The sequence below is a fragment of the Arcicella sp. GW821-FHT09D11 genome (assembly GCF_059416265.1).
In genome coordinates this window covers 456365-469652 of record NZ_JBWKOV010000004.1, presented here as the reverse complement: position 1 = coordinate 469652, position 13288 = coordinate 456365, and the positions used below count along the sequence as shown (strand labels likewise).

The 13288-nt window shown below is 34.8% G+C and carries 13 protein-coding genes; 5 read left to right on the top strand and 8 right to left on the bottom strand.

The window, feature by feature from the left end; all coding sequences use genetic code 11:
- Positions 1-72: 72 nt before the first annotated feature.
- Positions 73-1026, top strand: a complete 954-nt coding sequence (locus AC07N0_RS14780) for an MBL fold metallo-hydrolase (protein ID WP_494589775.1) — start codon at positions 73-75, stop codon at positions 1024-1026.
- 327 nt (positions 1027-1353) lie between these two features.
- Here the strand turns inward: AC07N0_RS14780 and AC07N0_RS14775 are convergent, their stop codons facing one another.
- From AC07N0_RS14775 to ung, 4 genes are all read right to left on the bottom strand, one after another.
- Complete coding sequence (locus AC07N0_RS14775; protein WP_494589774.1) at positions 1354-1974, bottom strand: hypothetical protein; 621 nt, start codon at positions 1972-1974, stop codon at positions 1354-1356.
- 92 nt (positions 1975-2066) lie between these two features.
- Complete coding sequence (locus AC07N0_RS14770) at positions 2067-3509, bottom strand: redoxin family protein (RefSeq protein ID WP_494589772.1); 1443 nt, start codon at positions 3507-3509, stop codon at positions 2067-2069.
- Positions 3510-3789: 280 nt separating this feature from the next.
- Positions 3790-4443, bottom strand: coding sequence for a GDSL-type esterase/lipase family protein (locus AC07N0_RS14765; protein ID WP_494589771.1), 654 nt, complete (start codon positions 4441-4443; stop codon positions 3790-3792).
- Between the two features lie 22 nt (positions 4444-4465).
- Complete coding sequence (ung, locus tag AC07N0_RS14760) at positions 4466-5131, bottom strand: uracil-DNA glycosylase (RefSeq protein ID WP_494589770.1); 666 nt, start codon at positions 5129-5131, stop codon at positions 4466-4468.
- A 99-nt stretch (positions 5132-5230) separates the two neighbouring features.
- On the opposite strand from ung, the gene apaG reads away from it, so the two are divergent.
- On the top strand, positions 5231-5617 hold the full coding sequence (gene apaG, locus AC07N0_RS14755) for a Co2+/Mg2+ efflux facilitator ApaG/CorD (RefSeq protein ID WP_309920139.1): 387 nt from the start codon (positions 5231-5233) through the stop codon (positions 5615-5617).
- Between the two features lie 57 nt (positions 5618-5674).
- Positions 5675-6448: an O-methyltransferase gene (locus AC07N0_RS14750; RefSeq protein WP_494589768.1), complete on the top strand. Its 774-nt coding sequence runs from the start codon at positions 5675-5677 to the stop codon at positions 6446-6448.
- Positions 6449-6643: 195 nt separating this feature from the next.
- Here AC07N0_RS14750 and AC07N0_RS14745 read toward each other — a convergent pair whose 3' ends face one another.
- Together AC07N0_RS14745 and AC07N0_RS14740 are read right to left on the bottom strand one after the other, a co-directional pair.
- Positions 6644-7087, bottom strand: coding sequence for a DUF4920 domain-containing protein (locus AC07N0_RS14745; RefSeq protein WP_494589767.1), 444 nt, complete (start codon positions 7085-7087; stop codon positions 6644-6646).
- Positions 7088-7153: 66 nt separating this feature from the next.
- On the bottom strand, positions 7154-8275 hold the full coding sequence (locus tag AC07N0_RS14740; protein ID WP_494589766.1) for a lipid A deacylase: 1122 nt from the start codon (positions 8273-8275) through the stop codon (positions 7154-7156).
- A gap of 196 nt (positions 8276-8471) precedes the next feature.
- Between AC07N0_RS14740 and recA the strand changes: the two genes are divergently transcribed.
- Positions 8472-9548, top strand: a complete 1077-nt coding sequence (recA, locus tag AC07N0_RS14735) for a recombinase RecA (RefSeq protein WP_492799016.1) — start codon at positions 8472-8474, stop codon at positions 9546-9548.
- Between the two features lie 123 nt (positions 9549-9671).
- Positions 9672-11282: a DUF3667 domain-containing protein gene (locus tag AC07N0_RS14730; RefSeq protein ID WP_494589765.1), complete on the top strand. Its 1611-nt coding sequence runs from the start codon at positions 9672-9674 to the stop codon at positions 11280-11282.
- A gap of 37 nt (positions 11283-11319) precedes the next feature.
- Here AC07N0_RS14730 and AC07N0_RS14725 read toward each other — a convergent pair whose 3' ends face one another.
- Together AC07N0_RS14725 and dnaA are read right to left on the bottom strand one after the other, a co-directional pair.
- Positions 11320-11613, bottom strand: a complete 294-nt coding sequence (locus AC07N0_RS14725) for a hypothetical protein (protein ID WP_494589764.1) — start codon at positions 11611-11613, stop codon at positions 11320-11322.
- A gap of 125 nt (positions 11614-11738) precedes the next feature.
- The gene (dnaA, locus tag AC07N0_RS14720) at positions 11739-13181 is read right to left on the bottom strand and encodes a chromosomal replication initiator protein DnaA (protein ID WP_309920157.1); all 1443 of its coding nucleotides are present in this window, start codon (positions 13179-13181) and stop codon (positions 11739-11741) included.
- Between the last annotated feature and the right edge of the window lie 107 nt (positions 13182-13288).

The window sequence follows — 13288 nt, the reverse complement described above, 5'->3', positions numbered from 1 at the left end:
TTTCTCAAAAGAAGGAGGTATTTTTATGCACTGATTTCTCACATTTCCGACAAACCATCAACTCCATCAAATATGTCTTACCGTTCATTATTTATTTTGCTTTTATTATCTGCCAATCTTTTTGCTCAGCAAAAACAGCCTTCGGCCTTTCAAGTAGTTCCCTTGGGTGTAAAAGGCGGAACAGATGAAAAAAACCTTTCGGCTTATATGCTCGCTCCTATCGCTACCAATGATTATGTGTGTCTGGATGCTGGAACAGTGTATGCAGGTATAGAAAAAGCCGTACAAAACAAAGTATTTAAAGTATCTGCTACGGAAGTATTAAGGAAATACATCAAGGGATATTTTATTTCGCATGCCCATTTAGACCACGTTTCTGGCTTGATTATTAATTCTCCTGGGGATTCTTCCAAAACTGTTTATGCAACGGGTAAATGCATGGAAATGATGCAAAATCATTATTTTAATGACCAAACGTGGGCAAATTTTGGTGATGAAGGCAAAGGATTCCTCATAAAAAAATACCATTTCCAAACATTAAAAGTTGGCGAAGAAAGTAACATCACGAATACTTCAATGACGGTGAAGGCTTTATCTTTAAGCCATGTTAATCCTTATGAAAGTACAGCTTTCTTAATCAAGAGCCAGAACGATTATGCTTTATACCTTGGCGATACTGGTTCAGATGAAGTTGAAAAAAGTGATAAATTGGCTTTACTTTGGAAAGAAATTGCCCCACTGATTCAACAAAAACAATTGAGAGGTATTTTTATTGAAGTATCGTTTCCTAATGAACAACCTGACAAATCGCTGTTCGGACATCTTACGCCTAACTGGATTATGAAAGAAATGAATAAACTGAGTGATTTAACAGGGAAAGAAGCTTTGAAAGGTTTTAAGGTGATAATAACTCATTTAAAACCTCCTGCCATTAACGAAGCTAAAATCAAAAAACAATTAACTGAACAAAATACGTTAGGATTAAATCTTATTTTCCCACAACAAGGAAAACGTTTTGAATTGTAATTATTGTTAATATTCAACCCTCTCTCTTAGCTGGTGACTTAAGTCCTACTGATTACCCACAAATATATAAATAACTAACAATCAATTTCTTATCCCTAGCGAGGGACTTAAGTCCCTCGCTAGGGATAAGAAATTCACGTACTCAGGCTGTGACATGAGACGACCAAAGCTCGGTTTGAAAGGCGATTTAAGCCTATTTGAACCAATTTTATCAATAATTACATCTTCATTTCAACTTTTTTAAAAGATGTAGGTAATCAATAGGACTTAAGTCACCAACAAATAAAAAGGGTTTTTCAAGTCATCCCATGAGTAATCTTACCGCATTTATTTATCTGCTTTGATATGCTCAAAATCTTCTTTTGTGGTAAAATGTTCCAATCCTAATATTAAAATTATCGCAATAGCAAATGTAAGTTTTTGCATGATGGGTAAAAAACTCAGGAAATTCCCAGAGCCAAAAAGGTATAAAGTACCATAAAAAACAAGAAGGCAAATAACACAAAGGTATTTGAATAAATGTAGCTTCGACTTGAAAATAAAAACGGTAATATAAAATAGACTGAGAAGAAACATTGTACTTGCGATAGTAATCATTATATCATGCAAGGGTGTCGCTATTAAAAAAGTAAATATCATACCGATAGCTCCACAGTATTTAATGACATTAGCAGCACCTTTGTTCGGTATTTTCTTTGAGAATTCAATGAAGAACAGCGCAAAACTTGCGGAAAGAAAAATCATTCCTGCAATAGCCCAAAAACGAGCAGGGTTATCTAAACCATTCACTGCTTTCTCCCCAAAAAGATTACTGATGAAATTGCTTTTCCAGTCATAACCAATCGAGTTTTTGTCAAATAGTGAGCCCCCTGGATAGTAAAAGGTAGCTATTAGGAGTAGTGATAGTGAAATGACTATTCCTATGAAAACTGAATATCTTTTTAACATAGAGTGGTTGTGTTAAACGTTCAGAGAATGTTATTATTTTATCGTTCCACTTGCACTTTCGGAACAAGTCGAATAGCCTTGTTTATTGACTTCTACTCCCCTACCAACTTCAAAATATCAGACAAAATTTTAGGGTCGCTTGGGCGTTTGGCATCACTGTCGACGATATTACCTTTTTTATCCATCAGCATATATCTTGGGATAGACTCAAGCTTAAAAAACTTGGCTGCACCAGACTCCCACCCTCCTTTTGAATAGATATTTTTCTGATTTTCAATATCCAACTCTTTCATTGCTTTACGCCAGTTCTGTTCTTCTTCGTCGATAGAAATGTATAAGAAAACTACTTCTTTGCGTTGTTTTTCGCTTAGCTTTTCCTGCAATTGTTTAGAAAAAGGGAATTCTTTACGACATGGCCCACACCAAGAAGCCCAAAAATCTAAGTAAACCACTTTCCCTTTTAAACTAGCCAATGATAATTCTTTACCATCTGGTGTAATTGCTTTAAACCATTTATTGTCCTCCTCTTTAGCTTTTACTACCTCGTCTTTTTTGCTCATTACTTCGCCACATTTTTCTTTTATCAAATTGGCATATTGATCTGAATTAGGGGTAGCCGTTAAAGCAGCAAAGGTATTTCGGACAACCGAAGGCAGGCAATATTGGCACTGACTATTCAATAAATAAGCTAAATAATACTGATAGGCTTTTACAGGCAAATGTTCTCTGGCAAAAAGGTGCTTGTCTTCCATAGATTTATTTACATCAGCATATTTCTGAAAGCCGTGAGCCTTGGTATTAAAATAAGTGATATAATAAACCAAAAAGCTACGATAAGAAGAAGCAAGCAAGGCCGTTTCATCTTGAATCTTTTTCTCGTCTAATCCCTCTAACAACGTGCTTGGCAATGATAAAACCTGTGCTTGGGCTTGATTGGCATTTCCTCTTTCGATAGGGTACGCTAATATATAAGCCCAATAATTCCATCGAATCTGATTTTCAATATATTGCTTGAATTCGTCCGAAAATTTGACTTGGTCTGGAAATGATTTATAATAGTCCGATTGTGCTTTTTTTGATTCAAATAAATTCATTTCAAGCTCATCTACAGGCACTTGCATTACTTTTTTTACCATTAATGCTGGTGTAAAGTCAGTCTTGAATTGGTGATAAAATTTTGTTAGAAAATTATTTTCTAACGCCTTATCTCCCTTCAGTATGATTGGCTTATTCACATCTTCAGCATCAAATTCAAGCTCAATCTGATTCCCTTTTCCTACAAACAACTCAATGCTTTGCTCCTTTACTTTTAATGTTATTATGGCATTTTGCGGAATTGTTAACTTGAACTGAAAACGGTTTTCACCTGTCAAAACTGTTTTTTGCACCGATGGTTTAACGCCTAACATCAAAGCATCATACACTAAAATAAGTGTATCGCCCTTAGCATTATCTACTTTTCCCGAAATAGTTACATTTTGCCCAAAAGCAAATTGCGCTACGATGAGCAAAAGCATTGAAAGGAAATATTTCATAATTTTCAATTTAAAAATAAACTTCGTTGTAGTACAAATAAAACAGTATATCAACACTTTAAACTGCACTAGCGAACAGCTCAAATCCTACTGATTACCAACATCTTTTAAAAAGTTGAAATGGGCTTAAATTGCTTTTAAAACCAAGCCTTGAAGACCTCATCCCTAGCGAGGGACTTAAGTCCCTTGCTAGGGCTAAATATACTGATTTTCAATTAATTATAAACTTGTGGGTAATCAGTAAAGCTCCACTCTTACGGCTTACAGCTCACAGCTATACTCATTTCACATGTTTTGCCAAGTATTTTCTAATCGCAGTTGTCCAAATTTGGTAGCCTTTTGCATTCAAATGTAGGTTATCAGCTACGAAAACATCTTGCATCAGCTCACCATTAGGTAAATAGTAGTGCTTTTGAACATCGATAAAATGAAGCTTTTTAGCTGTTTTACAATAGTCTTCTATCAATTGATTTGCCTTTTTTTGTTGGTCTACTATTTTTACCCTAGCAATACTTGGACGAATTGAAATATACGCAATAGTAGCTTTAGGTAACTGTTTTTTTGCTTTCTCAACAAATATTTTAAAGTCTTCAAACACTGTTTCGGGGCTTTTTCCCGATGCTAAGTCGTTGTCGCCTTCATACACTAAAATATGTTTAGGTTGATATTTAGCCACAATTCTGTTAAAATACTCATTGGCATCACTCATCACAGACCCACCAAATCCTCTATTAATAACGGCATAGCCTTTTAAATCTTCTTTGTAGGTAGTCCATAAGCGAAGAGAAGAACTTCCAACCAATAATATTTGCTTGGGTGCTGGCATTGAAATTGAATCGCTTTTTTCAAAAGCTTTGATTTCATTTTCAAATTTATTCTGTGCCAAACAAAACTGACTCACTAAAATTGCGGCAATTAACAATACTTTTTTCATCTGAGATTATTTTTTAGTTTAATTACCATTGAATACCAGATAAGCCTTTACTTTCTAAATATTCATTAGCTTTAGAAAAATGCTTATTCCCAAACCAGCCACCCGAATTGGCGGCCATTGGCGAGGGATGTTTAGATTTTAAAACTAAGTGTTTTGAAGCATTTATGATTGCTCCTTTATCCTGTGCATACTTTCCCCACAGCATAAAAACAACGCCTTCTTTTTCTTCGGAAATACACTTAATGACAGCATCGGTAAAAACTTCCCACCCTTTTCGTTGGTGCGACCCTGCCTGTGAAGCCCGAACGGTTAGCGTAGCATTCAACAACAATACTCCTTGGTTTGCCCAGCGCTCTAAATTACCTGATTTGGGCACTGGAATGCCTAAATCTTCTTTTATTTCTTTAAAAATATTAATCAATGACGGAGGAGCAGGTATGCCATCATTTACAGAGAAAGAAAGTCCCATTGCTTGACCAGCTCCATGATAGGGATCTTGCCCCAGAATGACTACTTTAGTATTCTCAAAAGAACATTTATCAAAAGCATTGAAAATAAGTTTTCCGGGTGGATATACTGTTCCGATGCTATACTCGTTTTTAACAAAGTCAACCAAGGTCTTAAAATAAGGCTTTTCAAATTCTGGATTTAATTTTTCCTTCCAAGAATTTTCAATTTTTACGTTCATTGTTCAATGGGTTTTAATAAATTTCTCAATTACGTTGATTTTTCAGACAATGTAATGTAATTTTCGGTAAAATATATTGTAAAAAAACCAATTTAAAAAATGGTCTCAGCTATCACAAATGGTGTAAAGGTAAGCGTTTTGACCCACTTTCAACCTGAATATTCTAATCCATTTCAAGGAAATTTTGTTTTTTCATATCATATCAAAATTCATAATGGAAGCGATTATACTGTAAAACTTTTGCGTCGTCATTGGTATATTCATGATGCTAACGGACTTGTGCGTGAAGTAGAAGGCGAAGGTGTAGTAGGGCAACAACCTACTTTAGAACCGGGTCAGTCTTATGAATATACAAGCGGATGTAATTTAAACACTTCGCTTGGCAAAATGGCAGGTACTTATCAGATGGAGCGTATTTTTGATGGCAAATTTTTTAATGTTGTCATTCCTGACTTTACGATGGTTGCTCCTTTTAGAATGAATTAAAATACTGTATATCAGTACTCAAAATTCATAACTTATAACTCATTAATCCTATTAATTTTGCTTAAAAGATATTTTCAATATTTACTTGCTTCCAAAAACGAGCACGCTATTCATTCGCCCTTTGTTTTTCAACTTTATACACAAATTATTCTCGCTAAAAAGTTTAAGTCACCATATTTTACAGCTATTGAAGATTTGCGTAAACGTTTGTTGAAAAATGCGACTGTAATCGAAATCACTGATTTTGGGGCAGGTTCTAAAATACACAAATCAACATCTAGGCAAATTAAGCAAATTGCTAAAAGTGCAGAAAAGCCATCAAAATTTGGTAAATTAATTTTCAGGCTTATTCAACATCTTGAGCCAAAGGTAATTTTCGATTTAGGAACTTCATTGGGTGTCACCACACTGTATGAGTCCAAGGCCAAGCAAGATGCCAAAATAATTACGTTTGAGGGATGCCCAACCACCGCAAAAATTGCCCAAGAGAATTTCGATGCATTAGAAGCCAATAATATAGAAATTGTAGTAGGGAATTTAGATGAAACGTTGACTGAACAAATCGCAAAAATTGAGAGGCTTGATTTTGCTTTTTTTGATGCCAATCATCGTTATGAACCCACAGTTAAGTATTTTGAAATATGTTTAGAAAAGGCACACGAATCTTCGCTTTTTATATTTGACGACATCCATTGGTCAGAAGAAATGCAGGAAGCTTGGCAATACATCAAGGCACATCCGAGTGTGATGATTACAATAGACTTGTTTTTTATTGGTTTAGTTTTTTTTAGAAAAAATCAACCTAAACAGGATTTTATATTAAGATTCTAACAAAAAAAGTCTCAGAGAGAATTCTCTCTGAGACTTTTTTTGTTATTGAGTGATTTAGTGAATGAGCGATTTAGTGATTACTTTTTTCATGATGCCATTTAATTTTCCTCCACAAACAAACCACTTTATTTTTAGAGTTAAAACAACACTTTAAACTCATCGCTCACAGCTCATTACTGACAACTCAAAGCTCTCTTACTTCACAATTACACCAGTAGCTACAAAACCTAAAGCTTTTTCTGGTTTCTTGATTTTAGCAATTTCGTCTTTACTTTTTCCAGCATCTTCTGCATAATGTTTTAAATCAATCACCGAAGTAGTTTTTACTTTAGCTGTGCCATCTATCACCACTATCTTACCAGCAATATCTTTTGGTACAAAAAATCCATAGTCTTTGAAGGTAACACGCATCGTTTGTCCATCATCTAATTTCACTTTCATCCAACATCCTTTTACTTGACAAACAGATTCAACAACGCCCGAAACTTTGGCCACAATTTGTTCATTATTTTCTGCTTTCTTCACTAATTCAGTCGTCGATATTGCACCTTCTTCTGTAATTTCTTCTCCAAATTTACTTTGCGCATTAATGGTAAATGCTCCTGCCATTAATGATAATACTAGTATTAACTTTTTCATTTTCTTAGTTTTATATATGTTTAATGAATAATGCAAAATTATAAAATAAAGTTTATTTTGCATTTACTATTTAAGTTTAAAACCTTGTCGATAGGTTAAAAATAAACCTTCGGAATGTTCAAAAGAATGATTGTTTAAATCCAGATAAGGCTCAAACCTGAATGTTAGCCATAGGTTATCAATCAACTTCCAATCTTTCATAAACCTAAAGAATAATAGCTTACGTTCTTTTTCTAATTGATTGGGGTTTCTGTAAATTCTTCCAATAGACTGGTACAAATCTCCGCCCATTTCTGAGCTATAACCATTTGACTGCCAGTAGCTCAACATCAAATTCATCACCTTGGTTTCGGCTAATATATTCAAATAAATACCCGAACCATCTGAAAAATACGGACTATAACCAGAATTTTGACGATAACCTAACCAGTAGTTCTGTGTTTTGATGCTTTGAATAAAACCGTTGGTTTTCAATTCAGCTTCTACGCCAAGGGCAACATTCGTATAGGTTACTACTTGATTGGTATCTTTATCGCTCGTTATTTGCCCACCATGGTGCATTAAAGTCAATTGAACAGGAAGAGATAGCCTAAAGTTTTTTCGTTGAACCAAACGCTTGTTCCAAGAAAATCCTGCAAAGATTTTCTCTTGAAAATCCGAGCCTTTATAAATCATCTGTTGCCAGTCTATCCAACTATCAAAAAAAGTCTTTGAAGTGCGTTTGGTGTATTGGATACCAAATTCTTGGCGGTTCAGAATCACTCGCTCAAAATTCATCATCGGTTCGACCAAATGATGATTCAATTGTCCATACAAATTGCCAAATAAAAACTGGGAAGAATCTTTTTGAACCCTGATGGTAAAAATTGGCTGAACGGCCGTGAATTTATCATTGCCAAAATCTTTCCAAGCATACACCCCAGCTTCTATGCTAACATTGGGTGCGGGTTGATAAATAAGTTTTGGCGAAAATTGATTACCAAAAAGGGTATAACCGTCTGCTATTTTTCCAAAGTATTCATTATTCTTCAGAAAACTGAAGCTATCGAATTGAAAATAAAGCTGTTGATTTTTGGTGGAATCGATGTGCTGGAAAGTCTCCAAGCGAGTATTGTTTAACTGAGCAAAGCTATACTGAGCTGTAAACAAAAAGAGGGCTAAAGTTATTTGAAAAAATCGTCTGAACATTTGCTAGCAAAGTACTTTAAATTGCTGAAAAATTGGTAATTTCACCAATAAAAATTTTGAATTCGGGTATTGAGTTCTACTTATCAATGACAGCAAAATCTTTTCATTGATTCCCTATGGCACGTTGTTTTTAATAAAATTTCAATGAGCAACTTGATTTTCCGAATTAAAACCAAAATTTAACCTAAAATCCATCATGGCAAAACAACAAGCGGAGGCAACAAATCCTGCCAACGAAAAATTAAAAGCATTACAAACAACGCTTGAAAAATTAGACAAAGCTTACGGCAAAGGTACAGTAATGCGTTTGTCGGATAGTAAAGTACTTGATGTTCCTGTCATTTCAACAGGTTCATTAGGACTAGATTTAGCCCTTGGTGTAGGGGGCGTACCCCGTGGAAGAGTAATCGAAATCTACGGACCAGAATCTTCGGGTAAAACTACTTTAACGATGCACTGTATTGCAGAAGCTCAAAAAGCAGGTGGCTTAGCAGCTTTTATTGATGCTGAACACGCTTTTGATAAAGCTTATGCTGAAAAATTAGGAATTGATACGGCTAATTTATTGATTTCACAGCCTGATAGCGGTGAACAAGCTTTAGAAATTGCTGAACAATTGATTTCATCTGGTGCAATTGATATTTGTGTGATTGACTCTGTGGCAGCCCTTGTTCCTAAGGCTGAACTTGAAGGTGATATGGGTGATTCTAAAATGGGGCTTCAAGCTCGTTTGATGTCTCAGGCATTGCGTAAATTAACTGGGGTAATCAATAGAACTGGTTGTTGCTGTATTTTTATCAACCAATTACGTGATAAAATCGGCGTAATGTTTGGTAGTCCTGAAACAACAACGGGTGGTAATGCCTTGAAATTCTATGCATCAGTACGTTTAGATATCCGTAGAATTGGTCAAATCAAAGATGGCGACAATGTAATCGGTAACCGTACGCGTGTAAAGGTTGTTAAAAACAAAGTAGCTCCTCCGTTCAAAGTAGTTGAATTCGACATTATGTATGGCGAAGGTATTTCTAAGGCTGGTGAAGTATTAGATTTAGCAGTCGACATGGAAGTGGTAAAAAAATCAGGTTCATGGTTCAGTTATGGTACTAACCGCTTAGGTCAAGGACGTGACGGCGTGAAAGATATGTTGAAAGACAATCCTGATTTGTTAGAAGAACTTGAAAACAAAATCAAGGAAAAAATCAAAGGTGATGAGAAAGCCTTGCTTGATACGCTAGAGCCTAACATTGCTGATGATGGCGAATTAGAATAAATTGGACTTTTAGCAGAAACTAGATAGTTTTTTGCATTAAAAAGGTGAAAATCAAATGATTTTCACCTTTTTTTTATTACTTTCAAAAGAAAATCTAAATCTGGCTTCGTAATACCCATAAGAATGTCTGAACACAAAAAACGTAGGAAAGTAGAAATTTGTCATAATTGTCATACATTATTAAGACCTGAAGATAATTTTTGTCCAAATTGTGGCCAAGAAAACCATGATTTGAAAGTACCCGTCGGTCACTTATTATTTGAAGTAATCGAAGGGTTTACTCATCTCGACACCAAATTATTCAATACACTACGGTCTATTTTTCTTTATCCAGGTAAAATCACGAAAGATTTCCTTGAAGGACGCAGAGGGCGCTACATCCCTCCTATCCGTCTGTATTTTCTAGCCTCTGCCGTCTTCTTTTTGTTCTTAGGCATCATGGCAGACAGAGCCATTGAACAAGGACAGAATGGCTCTTTTGATGGTTTTGTAAATGAAGTATCTAATACTAAAAGTAAAGCCGAAAAAGAAAATAAGAAAAAACTAAAAGCGGCTTCTCAAAAGCTAAAAGCTATTAAATCATCCAATGATACCAACGGTCTGTATGAAGCTCAACAAAGTTATGATAGCATAAAAAGTGATATTGAAGACCTAGAGGAATTAGACGAACAAACGAAAGAACTAAAAAATCAAACGAATAGTTGGATAGATTTTGTTGACCTTGACGTAAGCGAAATTTTGGATGAAATGAATATCCAAGAAGACGATACATTAAGAGTATTAATCAAAAACTTGCCTGAAATAAAACAACGCCAAAGGCTAATTGCGATTCAGAAACAAATTGTGTTGGACAGTGTCAATACACAAGAACTAACCGATGTAAGTAATGAAATGAGTGAATATTTTACTGAAACTATTGGTACAAAAAATCAGCTAAAATATACCTTAAGACTACATTCCTTGAAGAATAATGCTGAGATTCCTATCTATTATTTTCAAGATACTGTCATTACGATTAAAGGAAGTGATGGAAACCTTGAAAACAAAGCTTACAAAGAAAGGCTTCTTAAGATGTCTGATAGAGAATTGGATAGTTTGCTTGTTATCAGAGAGAAAAAAGGACATGAGATGAACATCATGGGGCTAAAACCACTGGAAAGAGGCTTTTTAAGAAATGTTACACACTATGAATTAGCCTTTGAAAACGATGCAGAAGAGGCTATCCGAGAAATCACTCATTTTGGTATTGGGGTATTTTCAGTAATGATGTTTATTCTGATGCCTATTGTGGCTTATTTATTAAAAGTCATTTATAGTACACGTACTCATAGCTTTTTTACATATCCTTTTAGGATTTTGCGTTACATGTGGGATTGGGTATTGTATTTGATTCGATTTAGAAAAATAAGGAAATATCAAGGAATACCAAGAATTAATGAAGGGCATACCCGCTATTATTATGAACACCTTATCTTTTCAATACATATTCATAGCGTGATGTTTCTGATGATTGTTATTTTTGTAGGAGGAGGTATATTTTTAGGATATTGGCGACAAGCCCTAACGGCAACGATGTTCGGCTTTGCCCTCTATTTTATAGTAGCCTTGAAAGTAGTTTACCGACAAAGAGTAGTGAAAACTATCTTCAAATCGTTTATCTTGTTTTTCTTATATATTATTTCATTTTTCACCATCTTGAGTATTACTGGTGCTATTAAATTTGCCTTGTCATAAAAAATTAAAAGGGTTGAGTTTTTGAAACTCAACCCTTTTAATTTTTCTTTTCTCTTACTATCTGTACTTTAAAAGGTGGGTTGTCAGACGCATCTAATAGTCCGTTTACTATATTTTTAAGCTTGGCAAACAAACTTTTAGGTTTGGTTGTATCGCCAGTATCTCTATAATCATTTAAGACAAACTTGATTTTTAGTTTCCCTTTGGGGTTATCAATCACCACGTTTGTATGCTTCAATGGCATAAGTTCAATTGGGTCAATATCTTCGGCAAAAGATTTCACACAAAATGTACTTATTAATAAGAGGGTAAAGAGTACCTTTTTTTTCATAAGATTATATTTGAAGAGCTGAATAGTAAAACAAAAATACAAGTTGAAAACAACTTTACAAGGCAATACACAAAAAAGCCCGAAGAAAAATTACTTTTATCTTCGGGCTTTTCTTGGTTTTATACCTAGTTTTTCACTCTTACTCGGTTGAAATATTTATATAATTTCTGCATGGTCTTCTCTACCTCTTTATCCGTCTCCAGCATAATGCTAATGGTTTGAACGGCATGGATTACCGTACTATGGTCTCTACCACCAAAATGATAACCGATTGACTTTAAAGGTAAATTGGTAAATTCCTTCATCAGATACATGGCAATTTGACGAGGGAAAACCGTTTCTTTCTTACGGCTTTTACTTTTCAAATCCGACATATTTACATCAAAATGACTTGTTACAGCATCTAAAATAGAATCTACTGTTACTTCTTTCTCATTATCGACTACAATATTTTTGAGCGTAGTCCTAGCCAAATCCATGTCTATTTCCTTACGGTTCAGCGAAGCATGTGCCATCAATGAAACGATAACGCCTTCCATTTCACGGACGTTGGTATCGATACTATGAGCCAAGTACTCTATTACTTTGTCTTCAATATAAATGCCATCAGCTTGTAATTTCTTCTGTAAAATAGCAATCCTCGTTTCAAAATCAGGCTGTTGTACATCGGCTGTTAATCCCCATTTAAAACGTGATAGCAAACGATCTTGCATACCAGCCAATTCTCTAGGAGCCCTATCAGACGACATGATAATTTGTTTGCCCGACTGATGTAAATGGTTGAAAATATGGAAAAAAGATTCTTGTGTTTTTTCTTTCCCTGCCAAAAACTGTACATCATCAATAATCAAACAGTCTACCTGCATATAAAAGTTGGTGAATGCTTGTAGCGTATTATTTTTAATGGCATTGATAAACTGATTACAAAATTTTTCAGACGTAACGTATAGTACAAACTTATTGGTTTGTGTATTTTTTATATAATTACCAATCGCTTGAATCAAGTGTGTTTTACCCAATCCTACACTTCCATATATCATTAATGGATTGAAAGACGTAACACCGGGTCTTTGGGCTACTGCTAAGCCCGCCGAACGTCCCAAACGGTTGCAATCTCCTTCTACGAAATTATCGAAGGTATAGTGTTCATTTAAATAAGAATCTAGTTCTAACGAATCCAAATCTTTTAATTGAAACGGACTTTCGTATAAAGTAGGTTCTGGTTTACGCTGCGCTGGAACTGGAACTGTTGGTTTTTGATTCGGAATATTATATGCGATGGGTGGATTTTTCTTGTCTCCTTTGTCAACAATAATCGAGTATTCAAGCATTCCATTTTTTCCTAAAGTATAATCTATCGCCTTACGGAGCACATGGATATAGTTTTCCTCAAGCCATTCATAAAAAAATTGGCTTGGTACCTGTATAGAAAGAGTTTGATTACTTACATTCAGGGGTATAATAGGTTCAAACCAAGTTTTAAAACTTTGTTCGTTGATATCATTATGTATAATCTCAAGGCACTTTGACCAAACTTGCCTTGCTTGAAGTTGAGATGTTGAATGCATAGTAAGCTATATTGGCGGCTCTTAAAAAAAGCACTTTATTAAATATTTGATTTTCAAACGATTAGCTATCTAACTGAAAATCTATATTTGATTCCCTCAAAAGGATG